The 19,687-nt window shown below is 66.7% G+C and carries 17 protein-coding genes; 16 read left to right on the forward strand and 1 reads right to left on the reverse strand.

What is annotated here, in order from left to right; genetic code table 11:
• The first annotated feature begins 33 nt into the window (after positions 1-33).
• The 4 genes from F7R26_RS06375 (at position 34) to F7R26_RS06390 (ending at position 5,448) form a co-directional block, all read left to right on the forward strand.
• Complete coding sequence (locus tag F7R26_RS06375) at positions 34-1,284, forward strand: lipoprotein-releasing ABC transporter permease subunit (RefSeq protein ID WP_150983847.1); 1,251 nt, start codon at positions 34-36, stop codon at positions 1,282-1,284.
• Positions 1,277-2,026 carry a lipoprotein-releasing ABC transporter ATP-binding protein LolD gene (gene lolD, locus F7R26_RS06380; RefSeq protein ID WP_150983848.1) on the forward strand — a complete coding sequence of 250 codons (750 nt, stop codon included), beginning with the start codon at positions 1,277-1,279 and terminating at the stop codon, positions 2,024-2,026. Before F7R26_RS06375 ends, lolD begins: the two co-directional genes overlap by 8 nt.
• A 28-nt stretch (positions 2,027-2,054) precedes the next feature.
• Positions 2,055-2,936, forward strand: a complete 882-nt coding sequence (locus tag F7R26_RS06385; protein ID WP_150983849.1) for a TatD family hydrolase — start codon at positions 2,055-2,057, stop codon at positions 2,934-2,936.
• A gap of 73 nt (positions 2,937-3,009) precedes the next feature.
• Positions 3,010-5,448 (forward strand): DNA internalization-related competence protein ComEC/Rec2, encoded by a 2,439-nt coding sequence (locus tag F7R26_RS06390; RefSeq protein WP_150983850.1) that lies wholly within the window; start codon positions 3,010-3,012, stop codon positions 5,446-5,448.
• Here the strand turns inward: F7R26_RS06390 and F7R26_RS06395 are convergent.
• Positions 5,360-6,298, reverse strand: a complete 939-nt coding sequence (locus F7R26_RS06395; protein WP_150983851.1) for a MurR/RpiR family transcriptional regulator — start codon at positions 6,296-6,298, stop codon at positions 5,360-5,362. The genes F7R26_RS06390 and F7R26_RS06395 overlap by 89 nt on opposite strands.
• Before the next feature lie 326 nt (positions 6,299-6,624).
• Here F7R26_RS06395 and edd point away from each other — a divergent pair, with 326 nt between their 5' ends.
• From edd to ftsB, 12 genes are all read left to right on the forward strand, one after another.
• Positions 6,625-8,511, forward strand: a complete 1,887-nt coding sequence (edd, locus tag F7R26_RS06400) for a phosphogluconate dehydratase (protein WP_150983852.1) — start codon at positions 6,625-6,627, stop codon at positions 8,509-8,511.
• A gap of 188 nt (positions 8,512-8,699) precedes the next feature.
• Positions 8,700-9,209, forward strand: a complete 510-nt coding sequence (locus tag F7R26_RS06405; protein WP_150983954.1) for a gluconokinase — start codon at positions 8,700-8,702, stop codon at positions 9,207-9,209.
• Positions 9,210-9,472: 263 nt separating this feature from the next.
• The gene (locus F7R26_RS06410) at positions 9,473-10,945 is read left to right on the forward strand and encodes a circularly permuted type 2 ATP-grasp protein (protein WP_043344922.1); all 1,473 of its coding nucleotides are present in this window, start codon (positions 9,473-9,475) and stop codon (positions 10,943-10,945) included.
• A 95-nt stretch (positions 10,946-11,040) separates the two neighbouring features.
• On the forward strand, positions 11,041-11,994 hold the full coding sequence (locus F7R26_RS06415; RefSeq protein WP_150983853.1) for an alpha-E domain-containing protein: 954 nt from the start codon (positions 11,041-11,043) through the stop codon (positions 11,992-11,994).
• A gap of 40 nt (positions 11,995-12,034) precedes the next feature.
• On the forward strand, positions 12,035-12,859 hold the full coding sequence (locus F7R26_RS06420) for a transglutaminase family protein (RefSeq protein ID WP_150983854.1): 825 nt from the start codon (positions 12,035-12,037) through the stop codon (positions 12,857-12,859).
• Between the two features lie 142 nt (positions 12,860-13,001).
• A complete protein-coding gene (locus F7R26_RS06425) occupies positions 13,002-13,823 on the forward strand; it encodes a proteasome-type protease (RefSeq protein ID WP_193692133.1) in 822 nt (273 codons plus the stop codon).
• Positions 13,824-13,844: 21 nt separating this feature from the next.
• On the forward strand, positions 13,845-14,666 hold the full coding sequence (locus F7R26_RS06430) for an alpha/beta fold hydrolase (protein ID WP_150983855.1): 822 nt from the start codon (positions 13,845-13,847) through the stop codon (positions 14,664-14,666).
• Positions 14,667-14,815: 149 nt separating this feature from the next.
• On the forward strand, positions 14,816-16,468 hold the full coding sequence (locus tag F7R26_RS06435) for a CTP synthase (protein ID WP_043344927.1): 1,653 nt from the start codon (positions 14,816-14,818) through the stop codon (positions 16,466-16,468).
• A 29-nt stretch (positions 16,469-16,497) separates the two neighbouring features.
• Complete coding sequence (gene kdsA, locus F7R26_RS06440; protein ID WP_150983856.1) at positions 16,498-17,370, forward strand: 3-deoxy-8-phosphooctulonate synthase; 873 nt, start codon at positions 16,498-16,500, stop codon at positions 17,368-17,370.
• Between the two features lie 90 nt (positions 17,371-17,460).
• Entirely contained in the window at positions 17,461-17,751 is a 291-nt protein-coding gene (locus tag F7R26_RS06445) for a DUF1330 domain-containing protein (protein WP_150983857.1), read from the forward strand.
• A 104-nt stretch (positions 17,752-17,855) separates the two neighbouring features.
• A complete protein-coding gene (gene eno, locus F7R26_RS06450; protein ID WP_150983858.1) occupies positions 17,856-19,145 on the forward strand; it encodes a phosphopyruvate hydratase in 1,290 nt (429 codons plus the stop codon).
• 83 nt (positions 19,146-19,228) lie between these two features.
• Positions 19,229-19,567 (forward strand): cell division protein FtsB, encoded by a 339-nt coding sequence (gene ftsB, locus F7R26_RS06455; RefSeq protein ID WP_150983859.1) that lies wholly within the window; start codon positions 19,229-19,231, stop codon positions 19,565-19,567.
• The last annotated feature ends 120 nt before the right edge of the window (positions 19,568-19,687 follow it).

Here is a 19,687-nt window from a genome sequence, read left to right on the forward strand (position 1 = left end):
CGCCGGCGTTTCTCCTTAACAACAGGAACCCTCTTGAACTTTCCTTACGAGTGGCAGATCGGTTGGCGATACACCCGCGCAAGCAAGCGCGCCAGCCGCAACACCTTTATTTCCTTTATCTCGATGATTTCCATGCTCGGCATTGCGCTGGGCGTGGCGGCGCTGATCGTGGTGCTGTCGGTGATGAACGGTTTCCAGAAAGAAGTGCGCGATCGCATGCTCTCCGTGCTGTCGCACATCGAGGTGGTCGGCCCTGGGGCGCTGCCCGACTGGCAGAAGACCGCCGCCGAGGCGATGCGCAACAAGGAAGTGATCGGTGCCGCGCCCTATGTGGCCGCGCAGGCCATGCTGACCCGCGAGGACGCCGTGCGCGGCGTGCTGCTGCGCGGGGTCGAGCCTTCGGAAGAGCCCAAGGTGTCCGACATCGGCAAGCAGTTCCGGGGCGGCAGCATGGAGCGCCTGCTTCCGGGCGAGTTCGGCATCGCCCTGGGCAATGAGCTGGCCAACGCGATGGGCGTGCAGGTGGGCGACAAGGTCACGCTGGTGGTGCCGCAGGGCACCATCACGCCGGCCGGCGTGCTGCCGAGGCTCAAGCAGTTCACGGTGGTGGGCGTGTTCTCGTCCGGCCATTTCGAGTTCGACAACGCGCTGGCGCTGATCAATATCCGCGACGCCGAAGCCATGTTCCGCCTCGCCGGGCCCACCGGCGTACGCTTGAAACTGACGGACATGCAGCGCGCCCCCCAGGTGGCCGACGAACTGGCCGGCACGCTCTCGGGCGAGCTCTACCTGCGGGACTGGTCCAAGCAGAACCGCAACTGGTTTGCCGCTGTGCAGACCGAGAAGCGCATGATGTTCATCATCCTGACGCTGATCATCGCGGTGGCGGCCTTCAACCTGGTGTCCACGCTGGTCATGACCGTGACGGACAAGCAGGCTGACATCGCCATCCTGCGCACCATGGGCGCCCAGCCGAGCTCGATCACCAAGATCTTCATCGTGCAGGGCGTTGCCATCGGCTTTATCGGCACGCTGGCGGGGGTTGCCGGCGGCGCCTTGATCGCCTTCAACATCGATGTGATCGTGCCCTTTATCGAGCGGCTGCTGCATGTGCAGTTCCTGCCGCGCGACATCTATTTCATCAGCGAACTGCCCTCGGATCCCCGCGTGAACGACATTGCGACCATCGGTATCGTCTCCTTTGTGCTGTCCATCCTGGCCACGCTCTACCCCAGCTGGCGTGCTGCCCGCGTCAACCCGGCGGAGGCGCTGCGCTATGAGTGAAACCCTGATGCACGCCGCACCGGCCGGCAATGCCGCGCACGCAGCCGGCAAGGCCGGCCCGGATATGCCGGTGCTGCTGGCCGAAGGCCTGACCAAGCGCTTCCGCCAGGGCGGCCTGGACGTGACCGTGCTCAAGGGCGTGGATGTCCGGGTGGATGCGGGCGAGAAAGTCGCCATCGTGGGCGCTTCCGGTTCCGGCAAGAGCACGCTGCTGCATGTGCTGGGCGGGCTAGACAACCCGGACAGCGGGCGGGTCGCCTTGAAGGGCCGGCCTTTTACCGCGCTGCGCGAGAGTGAGCGCAATATCGTGCGCAACCGCGAGCTGGGCTTCATCTACCAGTTCCACCATCTGCTGCCCGAGTTCACCGCGCTGGATAACGTGGCCATGCCGATGCGCATCCGCGGGCTGCGCCAGCCCGAGGCGCGCGCGGCGGCGATGACGGTGCTTGAGCGCGTGGGCCTGGGCGACCGGGCACAGCACCGGCCCGGCGAGCTGTCCGGCGGCGAGCGCCAGCGGGTGGCGATCGCCCGCGCGCTGGTGGGCGGCCCGGCCTGCGTGCTGGCCGACGAGCCCACCGGCAACCTGGACGACCACACCGCGGGCGGGGTCTACGACCTGATGCTGGAGCTGTCGCGCACGCTGGGCACCAGTTTTGTCATCGTGACCCACGACCTCGACCTGGCCAGCCGCTGCGATCGCGTGCTGCGGCTGCGCGATGGTCATATCCATCGCGAGCGCTGAGCGCGCCCGGGCGCCAGCGGAACCTGCCATGTGGATCGATACGCATTGCCACCTCGACGCCGGCGAATTCGATGCCGACCGTGACACCGTTGCCGCCGCCGCTGCCACGGCGGGGGTGACGGGCATCGTGCTGCCGGCGGTGGCCGTGTCGAATTTTGCCGCGGTGCGGGCGCTTGCGCATCGCCACGCTAGCTGCGTCTACGCGCTGGGGATCCATCCGCTGTGCACGCCGGGCGCGGGGCAGGCCGACCTCGATGCGTTGCGCAGCGAGGCGCAAGCCTCGCTGGCCGATCCGCGCTTCATTGGCATCGGCGAGATCGGGCTCGATTTCTTCGTGCCCGGCCTCGATGCCGCGCACCAGGCCTGGATCTATGCCGAGCAACTCAAGATTGCGCGCGAGCTGGACTTGCCGGTGCTGCTGCATGTGCGCAAGTCGCAGGACCAGGTGGCGGCCCAGTTGCGCCGCATCGGCGTGCGCCAGGGCATTGCCCATGCTTTCAACGGCAGCGTGCAGCAGGCGCGCGGATTTATCGACCAGGGCCTCAAGCTGGGCTTCGGCGGCAACCTGACCTTCAGCCGCGCCAACCAGATCCGGCGCCTGGCGGCGGCGCTGCCGCTCGACGCCATCGTGCTGGAAACCGACGCACCCGACATCGCGCCCGCCTGGCTGTCCGACGACCAGTTCGGCGAGCAGCACAAGGCGCGCAACACGCCCGCCGAAGTGGCCGGCGTGGCGCGCGTGCTGGGCGAGCTGCGCGGGCTGGATGCCGCGCCGCTGGCGCAGGCGATGTGGCGCAACTCCGTGGCGGCCTTGCCGCGGCTGGGCGCGTTCGCGTCAACCATGTTCCCCCCGGCATTGCCTGCATTGGCCCCGGCCGAAACAATCGGCAACCAACCCGTTTCATCCTGACAAGTCTGGCGGCTGGTGACGGCCGTATAAGCAGACGCATCCGATATCCCGTCTACCCGTTGGGGGAGTCCGCATGCGTCTGTTTTTGCTCGCCTTCGTGGCGGGCTGCTGGTGGCTGCAGCAGCAAGGCTCGCTGCCGCGTGGCGGCGCGGTGTGGGTGTTGGTGGCTGCCGGGCTGCTGACGGCCGCGCTCGCGCTGTGCCTGCGCACGCGCCGGCCTGGATGGGCGCGGGTGGCCTGGATCGTGTTGTCGCTGCTGGCTGGTTTCGGCTATTCGGCGTGGCGCGCCGAGGCTCGTCTGGCAGAGCGGCTGGCGCCTGGGCTGGAAGGGGCCGACCTGCAGGTGAGTGGCGTGGTGGCTGGGCTGCCGGCGCAGGCCGCGCGCGGCCTGCGCTTTGTGTTCGCGCTTGACGATGCGGCGGGCATGCCGCCCCGCGTCTTGCTGGGCTGGGAGGATGCCCCGGCCGGCTTGCGGCCGGGCGAGCGCTACGTCTTCACCGTGCGCTTGCGGCAGCCCCATGGCCTGGCCAACCCGCATGGCTTCGATTACGAATTCTGGCTGATGGCGGCCGGGCTTGGCGCCACTGGCTACGTGCGCGATGCCATCGGCGAGCCGCAGGACGCTGTCGGCGAACGGCTCGCGTGGCGGATCGCGCGATGGCGGGCGCAGGTGCGTGATCATGTCTTGCAAAGCCTGCCACCCGATGCCCGCTTCGCCCCGGTGCTGGCGGCCCTGGTGGTGGGCGATCAGCACGGCATCCAGTCGCGCGACTGGACCTTGTTCACGCGCACCGGCATCGGCCACCTGATCAGCATTTCCGGCCTGCATATCACCATGATTTCCGGCCTGTTCTCCAGCTTCGTCTATTGGCTGTGGCGGCATTCGTTCGGGCTCGGGCGATGGCTGTCGCGGCCTTTGCCGCTGTGGTGGCCGGCGCGGCGCGCGGCGCTGGTGGGCGCGGTGATCGCGGCCCTCGTCTACGGCCTGCTGGCGGGCATGCAGGTGCCGGCGCTGCGCACCGTGTCGATGCTGGTGGTGGCGGCGCTGGCACTCTGGAGCGGGCGCACGCCGCCGGGCTCGCTGGTGCTGGCCTGGGCGGCGTTCGTGGCGATCGGGCTCGACCCCTGGGCGGTGCTGTCGCCCGGGTTCTGGCTTTCGTTCGGCGCGGTGGGCGTGATCTTCCTGGCCGCGTCGCAACCGGCCAACCAGTCCGCGCCGACGCGTTGGCAGCGTGTTCGCGCCAGCCTTGCGCAGGCGGCGCGCACGCAGTGGTCCGTCACGGTCGGGCTGGTGCCGCTGACCTTGCTGCTGTTCCAGCAGGTCTCGGTGATTTCGCCGCTGGCCAATGCCGCGGCGATCCCGCTGATCAGCCTGCTGGTGACGCCCATGGCCTTGCTGGCGGCGGCTGTGCCCGCGCCGCTGGCGGGCTGGCTGCTTGGCCCCGCGCATCTGCTGCTGCACTGGCTGGTGCTGGGCCTGGAGTGGCTGTCGGCGCCGCCGTGGGCGGTGTGGCAGGCCGCGCGCGCCGGGCCGGTAGCGCTGGCGCTGGCGGTGCTCGGCTCGCTGCTGTTGCTGGCCCCCGTGCCCTGTGGCTTGCGCGCGCGCCTGCATGGCGCGGTACTGCTGTTGCCGATGGTGCTGGCGGGGCGGCAGCCAGTGGCGCACGGGGAGTTTCGCGCCACCGCGATCGATATCGGGCAGGGCACCGCGGTACTGGTGGAAACGCGTTCGCGTGTGCTGCTCTACGATGCCGGGCCGGCTTACGGCTGGGGCGCCGCGCGTGGCGAATCGGGCAACAGCGCCGGCGCGCGGGACATCGTGCCGTTCCTGCGCGGCGCTGGCGTGCGCAGGCTGGACACGCTGGTGATCAGCCATGAAGACGCGGACCACGCTGGCGGTGCGCGCGACATCATGGCGGCACTGCCGGTGGACAGCCTGCTATCGGGCGCGCCGGCGGGACATCGGCTGCTGGTGCCGCCGGCGAGCGCTGCGTACCTGGAGGCGCGGCCCTGCGAGGCGGGGCAGCAGTGGGAGTGGGATGGCGTGCGCTTTGCCGTGCTGCATCCCTTGCCGGGCATCGCGCAGAATGCCGCCATCGACAGCAATGCGCGCAGTTGCGTGCTCAAGGTGGCGGGCAGCGCGCGCAGCCTGCTGCTGACCGGCGATATCGGCCGGCGCGACGAGGCGGCGCTGCTGGCACGCCTGTCCACGCAAGACTTGCGCGCGGACTTCCTGCAGGTGCCGCATCACGGCAGCAACACCTCATCAAGCGGGGCGTTCCTGGCCGTGGTGGCGCCGGAGGTCGCGCTGTTCCAGGTGGGCTACCGCAACCGCCACCGGCATCCCCGGCCCGAGATCTGGGACCGCTACGGCTCGCACGAGATCGCCCGCTATCGCAGCGACGAGACCGGCGCGGTCCAGCTTACGACGCGCGGCGAGTCTTACGCGCTGCAGGCTTACCGCCAGCACGCGCGGCGCTACTGGCGCGCGGCGCCGCCTGCGCCTCGCTGAGATGCGCGGGCTCGGCTTGCGCGATGCGGCGCTCGCGCAGGTGCGCCTTGGCGCGCTGCAGGCCGGCAGAGACGGTGTCGGCGCGCTCCAGGGCGACGCCCGCTGCCAGCACGTCGCCCAGCACCAGGTGGCAGATGCGGGAGGTCATCGGCGTGTAGACCTCGCTGTCTTCCTCCACGTCCGAGAACACGCAGACGTCCGCCAGGGCGGCCAGCGGCGAGCCGCTGTGGGTCAGCGCCAGCACGCTGGCACCGCTGGCGCGGGCGAGCGTGGCGGCGGCCAGCATGTCCCACGTGCGCCCGCTGTTGGAGACCAGCACGGCCACGTCGCCGGGTCCGAGCAGCGCCGCCGACATGCTGAAGACGTGCGAGTCCGAATAGGCCACCGTGGGCATGCCGAGGCGGAAGAACTTGTGCTGGATATCCAGGGCGACGATGCCAGAGTTGCCGCAGCCATAGAACTCGATGCGCCTGGCTGCGGCGAGCAGCTGGATGCCATGTTCGATCTGGTCTGCCGACAGTGCATTGCGCACGGTCATCAGGGTGGCGATGGTGCGGTCGAACACCTTGCCGGCGATATCGGCGGGGCGGTCCTCGGCTTTGACGTCCTGGTGCACGAAGGGCGTGCCACCGCCCACGTTCTGGGCGAACTGGAGCTTGAACTCGCGAAAGCCGTCGTAGCCCAGCGCCGCGCAAAAGCGCGCAATGGTGGGCTGGGACACGCCCGCGCGCTCGGCCAGTTCGGGCATCGACAAGCGGATCACGCTAGCGCCGTGGCGGGCAACATAGTCGGCAAGGCGGCGTTCGGAGGGGCGAAGCGTGTCGTAGACGGCAAGAATTCGGTCGCGCATGGTAGGGCAGGAGTGGGCTGTCTGTGCCGGGGAATTGTTCTGGCTTTGGCCCCGGAATCCGTGGCTCGACGGATCGAGCGATATGTAGATATTCTACATAATCAGAGGCGGGGCCATCCCGGCTTCAGCGTGGCGGCCAGGTAGGGATTTCACCTATGTGCGCTAAATATGCCATGAATAAAGCGCTTTGTGACGTGTGTGCATGGTGCTTTCGCATTGCCCTTCGATATAATGTAGAAAATCTACAAACAATAGCGCCGGCCAGCGCCCGCTAGTCCCCCCAGTCCTCCCGGATACGATCAGGCATCACGACCAGGAACTCCCCAATGTCAAAAGCCCTCCACGCCGAAGTCCACGCCGTCACCGAGCGCGTGATCGCGCGCAGCCAGCGCAGCCGCGCCGCCTATCTCGCCCGCTGCGAACGCGCCCAGCAGGAGCTGGGCCCCTTGCGCGGGCTGTCTTGTGCCAACCTCGCCCACGGCCTGGCCGCGCTGCCCGCGCATGACAAGCTCAAGCTGCGGGTCGAGCATGCCGCCAACCTCGGCATCGTCACCGCGTACAACGACATGCTGTCGGCCCACCAGCCGTATGAGCGCTATCCCGGCGTGATCCGGGAGGCCGCGCGTGCCGTTGGCGCGGTGGCGCAGGTGGCGGGCGGCGTGCCGGCGATGTGCGATGGCATCACGCAGGGCAATGCCGGCATGGAACTGTCGCTGTTTTCGCGCGATGCCATTGCGATGGCCACGGCGGTCTCGCTGTCGCACAACACCTTCGATGCCGCGGTCATGCTGGGCGTGTGCGACAAGATCGTGCCGGGCCTGCTGATGGGTGCGCTGCAGTTTGGCCACCTGCCGGTGGTGTTCGTGCCGGCCGGGCCGATGTCGACGGGCTTGTCCAACAAGGAAAAGGCGCGCGTGCGCCAGCTTTACGCAACCGGCCAGGTTGGCCGCGAAGCCTTGCTGGAGGCCGAGTGCGAGGCCTATCACGGGGCCGGCACGTGCACCTTCTACGGCACCGCCAACAGCAACCAGTTCCTGATGGAAATCATGGGCCTGCATATGCCGGGCGCGGCCTTCGTGCATCCGGACAGCGGCCTGCGCGACGCGCTCACCGCCGCCGCGGCCCAACGTGCGCTGGCCCTGACAGCGCGGGGCGGCGACTATCTGCCGCTGGCGCGCATCGTGGACGAGCGCGCGGTGATCAACGCCGTGGTCGGCCTGCTGGCCACGGGTGGCTCGACCAACCACACCATCCACCTGGTGGCGATGGCACGCGCGGCGGGCATCCTGATCGACTGGGACGATTTCGACCGTCTTTCGCGCATCACGCCGCTGCTGGCGCGGGTCTACCCCAACGGCTCGGCCGACGTGAATCACTTCCACGCCGCGGGCGGCGTGGCCTACGTGATTCGCCAGCTGCTCGGCGCCGGGTTGCTGCACGAGGACGTGGAAACCGTGGCCGGGCGTGGCCTGGCCCGTTACACGCAAGAGCCCGTGATGATCGACGGCGTGCTGCAGTGGCGCGACGGCGCCGCCGTCAGCGGTGATGCCACGGTGCTGGCCACCGCGGCCGAGCCGTTCTCCGCCGAGGGCGGCTTGCGCCTGCTGCAAGGCAATCTTGGCCGCGGCATGATCAAGGTGTCGGCGGTGGCGGACGAGCATCGGGTGGTCGAAGCACCGGCCCGCGTCTTTGACTCGCAGGAGCAATTGCAAGCCGCGTTCGAAGCCGGCGAGTTCACCGGCGACATGATCGCGGTCGTGCGTTTCCAGGGACCCAACGCCAACGGCATGCCAGAACTGCACCGTCTCACCCCGGTGCTGGGTTCGCTGCAGGACGCCGGCCACAAGGTTGCGCTGGTGACCGATGGCCGCATGTCCGGCGCTTCCGGCAAGGTGCCGGCGGTCATTCATGTGGGGCCTGAGGCGCTTGCCGGCGGCCCGCTGGCGCGCGTGCGTGACGGCGACCGGATCCGCGTGGACGCCGTGGCTGGCACGCTGGAATGGCTCGGCGCCGCCGATGGCGACGGCGACCTGGCGACGCGCGCTTCTGCCGTGCTGCCGGACGACGCCTTCACGAACTTCAGCGTTGGCCGAGGCCTGTTCGGGCTGTTCCGCCGCAACGCGCGGATCGCGGAAGAGGGCGGCAGCGCGCTGGACCTCTCCGAGGCCGACGCGCCCGGCGCTGTCCAAACGGGCGCGGCCGTCGCACAATAGGCGACGCCCCCTAAATTTGTGTCATTTGTGTCCCCGGCAGCCGATGGCTGGCGGAGACGACCCCGAGCCGGCCCATGCGGGTCCTATCATGGCTTCATGGCTGAACGCTTGCGGAGCCGACCGGCCACCGGCTCGGGGACTACCGACAAGGATGGGAAAACCATCCGAACATGATCATTGGAGCAGACATGATCTACATCCTGATGGGCGTTTCCGGCAGCGGAAAGACCACGGTCGGCCAGTTGCTGGCCAAGACCTTGCAATGCGGCTTCCACGATGCCGACGAATTCCACAGCGCCGCCAACAAGGCGAAGATGCACAACGGCATCCCGCTGACTGACGACGACCGCTGGCCCTGGCTGGCCGCGATGCGCGCGGCGATCGATGCGGCCCGCGCCGAGGGGCGCACCCACGTCTTTACCTGTTCCGCGCTGCGGCAGACCTACCGCGACCGCCTGACGCCCGCTGACGGCGGCGTGACCTTTGTCTACATGAAGGGCGATGCCGCGGTCATTGGCGGCCGCCTGGCCGAGCGCAGCGAGCACTTCTTCAATCCTGCCCTGTTGCAGAGCCAGTTCGATACCCTGGAGGAGCCGAGTGACGCCCTGGTGCTCGATATCCGCCAGACGCCGGAGGCGCTGGTGCAGCGCATCCTGGCCGGAGTGCAGGCAGAAAAAGGCGCGGCGATTGCCCGCTGAACCGACGCCAAAGCTGGCTCGAAGCCAAGGCTGGCAGACATCTTGCTTATCCATGTTTGATGGCGCGAATGCCCGCCGCTTGCGGCTTTCGTGGTCATAGGTATCCTATAGGGACAGCACTTCGAAGCATGACGAGACGGTCCGCGGTCAAGCCGCCGGGCCTCGGGTGGTGATCTCAAGGCGCTGTGCCGGGAACAACAAGCCAATCAAAACGGGATAGCCGGCAGTTTCGGCGGCACCCAAATCATGGGGGAACGGCCATCATGGCGGCGCGGTTTTTCGACGAGATGCTCGATTGGCAAGATGGCGTGGCAGCAGCAATCCACGCGGGCGAGTCCCTGCCGGCAGGTGCCGTGCGGGGGCATTACAAGCAGTTCGCGGATTGGTTGGCGCGCCAGTCCGAAGGCACCATGGGCAACAAGCGCGCCGAGGCTGACCTGATCTTCCGGCGCGTGGGCATCACGTTCGCCGTTTACGGCGAAAAAGACGAGTCGAACAGCGGTACCGAGCGGACCATCCCGTTCGACGTCATTCCCCGCATCTTCCCCGCCAGCGAGTGGGCAACGCTCGAGCGCGGCCTGCGCCAGCGGGTGTCGGCGCTGAACCGCTTCATCCACGATATCTATCACGGGCAGGACATCATCCGCGCCGGCGTGATCCCGCCTGACCAGATCTACAACAACGCGCAGTACCGCCCCGAGATGCTCGGCATCGACGTGCCCCGCGACATCTACGCCCACGTGGCGGGCATCGACGTAGTGCGCGCTGGCGAGGGCGAGTTCTACGTGCTGGAAGACAACCTGCGCGTGCCCTCCGGCGTGTCCTACATGCTGGAGAACCGCAAGATGATGATGCGCTTGTTCCCGGACCTGTTCGCGCGCAATCGCGTGGCGCCGGTGGCGCACTATCCCGACCTGCTGCTCGACATGCTGCGCGGCGTCTCGCCGCAGAACATCGCTGATCCCACGGTGGTGGTGCTCACGCCCGGCATGTACAACTCCGCCTACTTCGAGCATGCCTTCCTGGCGCAGCAAATGGGCGTGGAACTGGTCGAGGGCAGCGACCTGTTCGTGCAGGACGAGCACCTCTACATGCGTACCACCCAGGGGCCGCAGCGCATCGACGTGATTTACCGCCGGGTCGACGACGACTTCCTCGACCCGCTGGTGTTCCGCTCGGATTCCACGCTGGGCGCGGCAGGGCTGCTCTCGGTCTACCGCGCGGGCAATGTCACCATCTGCAACGCCATTGGCACGGGCGTGGCCGACGACAAGTCGATCTATCCCTACGTGCCCGACATGATCCGCTTCTACCTTGGCGAGGAAGCGATCCTCAACAACGTGCCGACGTACATGTGCCGCCGCCCGGACGACCTGCAGTACGTGCTGGACCACATGAGCGAACTGGTGGTCAAGGAAACCCACGGGGCCGGCGGCTACGGCATGCTGGTGGGGCCTGCCGCTACGCGCGCGGAGATCGATACGTTTCGCGAGGTCGTGCGCGCGCGTCCCGAGCAGTACATCGCGCAGCCCACGCTGGCGCTTTCCACCTGCCCGACGTATGTCGAGTCGGGGATCGCGCCGCGCCATATCGACCTGCGTCCGTTCGTGCTGTCCGGCAAGGATGTGCGCATGGTGCCGGGCGGGCTGACCCGCGTTGCGCTGCGCGAAGGCTCGCTGGTGGTCAACTCCTCGCAGGGCGGGGGCACCAAGGACACCTGGGTGCTGGAGCGCTGACGCGCGGCGCACGCAAGGATAGTTTGTGATTCCCGCGCTGGCCGCCGCGTTGCCGGCGGCGCGCGGGCGAACAGCGCTGTACGAGGGGACTGACCATGCTTAGCCGCACCGCCGACCATCTGTTCTGGATGGCGCGCTATACCGAACGCGCGGAGAACACCGCGCGCATGCTGGACGTGAACTACCAGACCTCGCTGCTGCCGCAATCCGCGGAAGTGGCCGAGCAAGGCTGGTGGGCCATGCTCGATATCTCCGAGCTGACCAAGGTGTTCGACGAGAAGTACGGCCTGCTCACGCGCGACGACGTGATCGACTTCATGGTGCGCGACATGACCAATGTCTCGTCCATCATGAGCTGCCTGCGCGCGGCCCGCGAGAACGCCCGCGCGGTGCGCGGCTCGCTGACCACCGAGGTCTGGGAGACCATCAACACCACCTGGCTCGACGTGCAGCGCATGATCGCCGACGGCGTGCTGCGCGAGGATCCTTCGCAGTTCTTCGAGTGGGTGAAGTTCCGCTCCCACCTGGCCCGTGGCGTGCAGTTCGGCACCATGCTCAAGGACGACGCCTTCCACTTCATGCGCCTGGGCACGTTCCTGGAACGCGCCGACAATACCGCGCGGATCCTGGACGTGAAGTTCCAGGCCAGCACGGTCGACGAGAGCGATCCCAATCGCGACGCCAACGATTTCTATCACTGGGCGGCTGTCTTGCGCTCGGTGTCGGGGTTCGAGGTGTACCGCAAGGTGTATCGCACCGTGATCACGCCCGAGCGCGTGGCCGAACTGCTGGTGCTGCGCCCTGATATGCCGCGCTCGCTGGTGTCCAGCATGGACGAGGTGGTGTCGATCCTGGCGCTGGTGCGCAACCACCTTTCTTCGGAGACCGAGCGTCAGGCTGGTAAACTCCACGCAGATTTGAAATATGCGCGCATCGACGACATCTTCGCCGTCGGGCTGCATGCTTACCTGACCAGTTTCCTGGAGCGCATCGGCGACCTCGGCAACGGCATCAGCCGGGATTTCCTCGTGCCGCTGCTCGCTGCCTGACCTATCAGAAGTGGGGAGGTTGTGCCGGCCTCGCCACATCATGAAATACAAGATTCACCACAAGACGGTCTACCGCTACGCCGAGCCGGTCCTGCGCAGCGTGCACGAACTGCGGCTCGCGCCCCGCTCGGGCCCGCTGCAGGCCGTGCAGGAATGGCAATTGTCCGTTCCCGGCAACCTGTCCGAGGCGCGTGACGGTTTCGGCAATATCGTGCACAGCTTCACCGTGGCCGGGCCAGCACATACGCTGGTGATCGAGGCCAGCGGCGTGGTCGATGTCACGCCGCCAATCGATGCGGACGGGCCGTTTTTCTGCGATGCGCCGCCGGCTGGCGAGGCGCGTGTGTCGCCGCTGTATTACCTTGGCGGCACGCCGCTGACCGCCGCCAAGCCGGAGATGGTGCGTTTTGCCGCGCCCTACCTGGCGGCGGGGGCGACGGTGCCCGCGCTGCTGGCGCTGGCCAATGGCATCGCCGGGCGGGTGCGCTACCAGTCAGATAGCACCGATGTGGACACCTCGGCCAGCGACGCGTTCGCGCTCGGCAGCGGGGTTTGCCAGGACCAGGCGCAAGTGATGGTGGCATGCTGCCGGGCCCTGGGCGTGCCGGCGCGTTACGTCAGCGGCTATTTCTATGACCCGGCCGCGTCGGAACTGGCCAGCCACGCCTGGGCCGATGTCTGCGTGGATGCCGGCAAGGAGTTGTGGTGCAGCATCGACGTGACCCACGGCTGCCTGAGCGACGCGCGCCATATCCGGCTGGCGGTCGGGCGCGACTATCGCATGGCTGCACCGGTGCGCGGGGTTCGCGAAGGTGGCAGCGGCGAGCGGCTGGCGGTCGAGATCGCCATTGCGCCGTTGCAGTGAATGAAGTGGTGCGCCGTGCACCAGAAACGGGCGCGCCGCAAGGTTCCGGGCGCACCGGCGCGGCGCTAGAATGCGGCCTTGGCCCGGGCCACTGGCTTGGCGATGCGCCAGGCGTGAATGTGCACCATAACAAGACAAGATCATGACGTACTGTGTAGCCATGCGGCTGGATGCCGGGCTGGTGTTCCTTTCCGATTCGCGCACCAATGCGGGCGTCGATGCGATCTCTACCGCTCGCAAGATGACCGTGTTCGAGGAGCCGGGCGACCGCGTGATGGTCTTGCTGACCGCGGGCAACCTGGCGATCAGCCAGGCGGTGCGCCAGATACTGGCGGAGGGCCGCGACGAGAAGCGCTCGCTATGGACGGCGCGCGATATGTTCGAGGCGGCCGCCATCGTTGGCGACGCGGTGCGCCAGGTGCACAAGCATGACGCCCACGCGCTGCGCGAGGCCGGCATCGAGTTCAATGTGAGCCTGATCTTCGGCGGCCAGATCCGCGGCGAACGCGTGCGCCTGTTCCATGTGTACGCTGCCGGGAATTTCGTCGAGGCCACCCCCGAGAACTGCTATTTCCAGATCGGCGAGGCCAAGTACGGCAAGCCCATCATCGATCGCGTGGTCGAGCCGACGCTGCCGCTGGGCGAGGCCGCCAAGTGTGCGCTGATCTCGATGGATTCCACGTTGAAGTCGAATATCTCGGTGGGCCTGCCGCTGGACCTGCTGGTCTACGAAGGCGATTCGCTGCGTGTGACGCGCTTTGTCAATATCGACGAGAAGAATGCCTACTTCCGCATGATCCGCGATACCTGGGGGCAACGCTTGCGCCAGGTCTTCGGTGAGATCAACGATCCCGAGTGGGATGCCAACGCGCCGGCCGAGTTTCCGCTGGCGCGCCAGGGCGCGGGCGACCGCTGGGGCCAGCCTGTGCGCGCCACGCGCGAACGTGCCGGCACGCAGGACTGAGGGCGCACTGCGAATACCCCGATGCGCGACATTCTGCATTTTTCGCACGCCAATGGCTTTCCGGTCAGCACCTACCGCAAGCTGTTCGGAATGCTGGAAGACGATTTCGAGATCCGCGCCGTGGACCGTTATGGCCACGACCCGAAATTCCCGGTCACGCGCGAGTGGCCGCACCTGGTCGATGAGCTGCTGGATTCGATCGAGCAGAAGTACCGCGAGCCGGTGTGGCTGGTGGGGCATTCGCTGGGTGGTTTCCTGTCGCTGATGGCCGCGCTGCGCCGCCCGCAGTGGGTGCGCGGCGTGGTGATGCTGGATTCGCCCGTGATTGCCGGGTGGCGCGCCGCCTTGCTCAAGGCCGGTCAGCGCTTCGGCCTGGATGAGCGGCCCAGCCCGGCCGCCGCGACCCGGCGGCGGCGCACGCACTGGCCGGATGCCGAGGCGGTGTGGGAGCATTTCCGCTCCAAGCCGGTGTTCGCGTCGTGGGACGAGGAAGTGCTGCGCGACTATGCGATGCATGGCACGGAGCCGACCGGCAACGACGCCGAGCGCCGCCTGCGCTTCGAGCGCGAGATCGAGTACCAGATCTACCGCACGCTGCCCACCAGCCTGGGCGCGCGCGTGGCGCGCGGCGCGCCGGTGCCGGTCAGCTTTGTCGCCGGCACGCGCTCGCGCGAAGTCCGGCAATGCGGGCTCGGCGCCACGCGCAAGCTGGTGGGCGAGCGCCTGCGCTTTATCGAGGGCGGGCACCTGTATCCGATGGAGCGGCCCGAGCAGACCGCCGGGCTGATCCGCGATCTGGTCGGGCAGATGCGGGGCGATGGCGCTGCCTGCGCGCGTCCGTAGCCGGGGCAGGATAGGGCGAGGGCGGGGACGCGAGTGCGAAGCGGCGAAAGCGTCTCAGCGGCTGCCGGGCAAGGCGACTTGTCGCAAATGCGGCGCTGCAGCAGGCGGCCTCTCATGTATAATCCCGATTTCCCCGGCAAGCTCGGTTTATGACCAAATTCGTCTTCGTCACCGGTGGTGTCGTCTCTTCTCTCGGCAAGGGCATCGCTGCTGCTTCGCTCGCGGCCATTCTCGAGTCGCGCGGCCTCAAAGTCACCCTCCTCAAGCTAGATCCCTACATCAACGTCGATCCCGGCACGATGAGCCCCTTCCAGCATGGCGAAGTGTTCGTCACGGAAGACGGCGCGGAAACCGACCTCGATCTTGGCCACTATGAGCGCTTCGTCTCGGCCAAGATGCGCAAGTCGAACAACTTCACCACGGGCCAGATCTACGAATCGGTGATCCGCAAGGAACGCCGCGGCGAGTACCTCGGCAAGACGGTGCAGGTGATCCCGCACATCACCAACGAAATCCAGGCCTTCATCGAGCGCGGCGCGGCTGCGTCGCACGGTGGCAAGGCGGACGTCGCGCTGGTGGAAATCGGCGGCACGGTGGGTGACATCGAGTCGCTGCCCTTCCTGGAAGCCGCGCGCCAGATGAGCCTGCGCATGGGCCGCAACCACGCTGCCTTCGTGCACCTGACGCTGGTGCCGTTCATTGCCAGCGCCGGCGAGCTCAAGACCAAGCCGACCCAGCACTCGGTGCAGAAGCTGCGTGAAATCGGCATCTCGCCGACCGCGCTGCTGTGCCGCGCCGACCGCCCGATTCCGGACGAAGAGCGCGCCAAGATTTCGCTGTTCTCCAATATCCCGCAAGAAGCCGTGATCTCGGTGTGGGATGTGGACAGCATCTACAAGATCCCGCAGATGCTCAACGAGCAAGGCCTCGACCGCCTGATCTGCGAGGAACTGCGTATCGATCCCAAACCGGCCGATCTTTCCATGTGGCAGCGCCTGGTCAATGCCCAGGAAAACCCGCAGCACGAGGTCACCATCGGCATGGTGGGCAAGTATGTCGACCTGACCGAATCCTACAAGTCGCTGATCGAAGCGCTGCGCCACGCCGGCATGCACACCGCCACCCGCGTGAACATCGAGTACATCGATTCGGAAGAACTCGAATCCGGTCACCTCGAAGTGCTCAAGCCGCTGGACGCCATCCTGGTCCCCGGCGGCTTCGGCAAGCGTGGCACGGAAGGCAAGATCCGCGCGATCCAGTACGCTCGCGAGAACAAGGTGCCGTACCTGGGCATCTGCCTGGGCATGCAGCTGGCCGTGATCGAGTTCGCTCGCCACGTGGCGGCGATGGCTGATGCCAACTCGACTGAGTTCAACCTGGAAACCGAACATCCGGTGGTCGCGCTGATCACCGAGTGGGTGGATCGCGAAGGCAAGGTTGAGCAGCGCTCCGCCGAGTCCGACCTGGGCGGCACCATGCGCCTTGGCGCGCAGCGCGTGCCGGTCAAGGCCGGGACCAAGGCCAGCCAGATCTATGGTCCGGAAGTCAACGAGCGCCATCGCCATCGCTACGAGGTCAACAATCACTACGTGCCGACGCTGGAAAAGGCGGGCATGGTGATCTCGGCACGTACGCCGACCGAAGACCTGCCCGAGATGATGGAACTGCCGGAAAGCCTGCACCCGTGGTTCGTTGGCGTGCAGTTCCACCCGGAATTCACCTCCACCCCGCGCGATGGCCATCCGCTGTTCAAGGCCTACGTGGAAGCGGCGCTGGCCAGCCAGCAGAAGAAGGCGGGCTAAGCCCCGGCACCGCAAGCAGGAGATTAGCGATGAAACTCTGTGGATTTGACGTCGGCCTGGACCGGCCCTTCTTCCTGATCGCCGGCCCGTGCGTGATCGAGTCCGAGCAGATGGCGCTGGATACGGCCGGTGAGCTCAAGGCGATCACCAGCGAGCTCGGCATTCCCTTTATCTACAAGTCCTCGTTCGACAAGGCCAACCGCTCGTCGGGCCGGACCTTCCGTGGCCTGGGCATGGAGAAGGGCCTCGAGATCCTCGCCACCGTCAAGCGCGAGATCGGCGTGCCGGTGCTGACCGACATCCACGAGATCGACGAGGTCAAGCCGGTGGCGGCCGTGGTCGACGTGCTGCAGACGCCGGCCTTCCTGTGCCGGCAGACCGACTTCATCCGTGCCTGCGCCCAGAGCGGCCGCCCCGTCAATATCAAGAAGGGGCAGTTCCTCGCGCCGCATGACATGAAGAATGTCATCGACAAGGCGCGCGATGCCGCGCGCGAGGCCGGGCTGCCGGAAGACAGCTTCATGGCCTGCGAACGTGGCGTTTCCTTCGGCTACAACAACCTGGTCTCGGACATGCGCTCGCTGGCGATCATGCGCGAGACTGGCGCGCCAGTGGTGTTCGACGCCACCCACTCGGTGCAGCTGCCGGGTGGCCAGGGCACCAGCTCTGGCGGCCAGCGCGAGTTCGTGCCAGTGCTGGCCCGCGCCGCGGTGGCGGTTGGCGTGGCGGGCCTGTTCATGGAAACCCATCCGGATCCGAGCAAGGCCATGTCGGACGGCCCCAATGCCGTGCCGCTGTCGCGCATGAAGGAACTGCTGTCGGTGCTCAAGGACCTGGACACCCTGGTCAAGCGCACCGGCTTCCTGGAAGACAATTTCGGCTGGCCGGCGGCTTGCGCCTGAGCTTGCCGTGCCACCGCGGTCATGGCCGTCATCAGGCGGCCATGATCAGCCAAGTAGAATCAACATCATAAGAACTCACGGAGATGCGCCATGGCCAGCGGCTATATCATTGCCCACGTCGATGTCACCGATCCCCAGCAGTATGAAGAGTACAAAGTGCTCTCCAGCCATGCCATGAAGGTGCATGGCGCCGAGGTACTGGTGCGCGGCGGCAAGACCGAGAAGCTCGAGGGCGACTGGGCCCCGACGCGCGTGGTCGTGCTGAAGTTTCCCAGCTATGACGCGGCTAAGTCGTTCCACGACAGCGAGGAATACCGCGCCGCGCGCAAGTCGCGCGAGCATGCCGCGCGCATGAACATGATCGTGGTGGAAGGCGTTTAAGGCTTAAGCGTCAGGCAGCTCGGTCAGCTGTAGCCAGCGGTAGTCCAGGGCATGGCGCCCGTGTAGTAAGAAGTCATCAAGCATCAACAGTCCAAGAGGAATCCATGAGTGCAATCGTAGATATCATCGGTCGCGAAGTTCTCGACTCGCGCGGTAACCCGACGGTCGAGTGCGACGTCCTGCTCGAATCCGGCGTGATGGGCCGCGCGGCAGTGCCGTCGGGCGCATCCACCGGCTCGCGCGAAGCCATCGAGCTGCGTGACGGCGACAAGTCGCGCTACCTCGGCAAGGGCGTGCTGAAGGCGGTCGAGCATATCAATACCGAAATCTCCGAAGCCATCATGGGCCTGGACGCTTCCGAGCAAGCCTTCCTGGACCGCACCCTGATCGACCTCGACGGCACCGACAACAAGGCCCGCCTTGGCGCCAACGCCACGCTGGCCGTGTCGATGGCCGTGGCCCGCGCCGCCGCCGAAGAAGCCGGCCTGCCGCTGTACCGCTACTTTGGCGGGTCGGGCGCGATGCAGATGCCGGTGCCGATGATGAACATCGTCAACGGTGGCGCGCATGCCAACAACAGCCTGGACATCCAGGAATTCATGATCATGCCGGTGTCGCAAACGAGCTTCCGCGAAGCCCTGCGTTGCGGCGCTGAAGTGTTCCACGCACTGAAGAAGATCCTGTCCGACAAGGGCATGTCGACGGCGGTTGGCGACGAGGGCGGCTTTGCCCCCAACTTCGCTTCCAACGAAGAGTGCCTGAACACCATCCTGCTGGCCATCGAGAAGGCTGGCTATCGTGCTGGCGAAGACGTGCTGCTGGCGCTGGACTGCGCGGCGACCGAGTTCTATCACGAAGCCGAAGGCCAGTACCACCTGGATGGCGAAGGCCTGAAGCTGACCTCGACCCAGTTCGCCGACTACCTGGCCAACCTGTGCGACAAGTTCCCGATCGTGTCGATCGAGGACGGCATGGGCGAAGGCGACTGGGAAGGCTGGAAGGTGCTGACCGACAAGCTGGGCAAGCGCGTGCAGCTGGTGGGCGACGACCTGTTCGTCACCAACACCAAGATCCTGAAGGAAGGCATTGAAAAGGGCATCGGCAACTCGATCCTGATCAAGATCAACCAGATCGGCACCCTGACCGAAACCTTCGCCGCCATCGAAATGGCCAAGCGCGCCGGCTACACGGCCGTGATCTCGCACCGTTCGGGCGAGACCGAGGACAGCACCATCGCCGATATCGCGGTGGGCACCAACGCCGGCCAGATCAAGACCGGCTCGCTGTCGCGTTCGGACCGTATCTCGAAGTACAACCAGCTGCTGCGCATCGAGGAAGATCTCGGTGATATCGCCAGCTACCCGGGCAAGAGCGCGTTCTACAATCTGCGCTAAGCTCGTGCCATGCGCCGGCCGCGCACCATGCCGCGGCCGGCGCATGACGCAACTTCCCTTCTTTTGCTTAAGCGCCAGAATCCATGCGCCTGATCTCGTTGCTGTTGTTTGTGCTGTTGCTCGCCATTCAGTATCCACTATGGCTGGGCAAGGGCGGCTGGCTGCGTGTGTGGGAGATGGACAAGCAGGTGCAGGAACAGAGCGCGCACAACCAGGCGCTCAAGCTGCGCAATGCCAAGCTGGAAGGGGAAGTGAAGGACCTGCAGGATGGCACCGGCGCCATTGAGGAGCGTGCCCGCTATGAGCTGGGCATGGTCAAGGATGGCGAGGTGTTCGTGCAGTTCGTGGCACCGGCCCCCAAGGTCAGCGCCACGCCGCCGCTGCCGCCACCGGCGAACTCCCCGGCATTCAATCGCCACTAAGCTGGCGTCTTTCCCGTTTTCTGTCTCGTTTCTGTCTCGTAGCGCCTGCCGCCGTTGCGCCGCGACGGCATGGATGAAGCATGCTCGCGTCCTTGGTCGCTTGCTGGACCAGTTTCGTCG

The sequence above is a fragment of the Cupriavidus basilensis genome (assembly GCF_008801925.2).
GTDB lineage: Bacteria > Pseudomonadota > Gammaproteobacteria > Burkholderiales > Burkholderiaceae > Cupriavidus > Cupriavidus basilensis.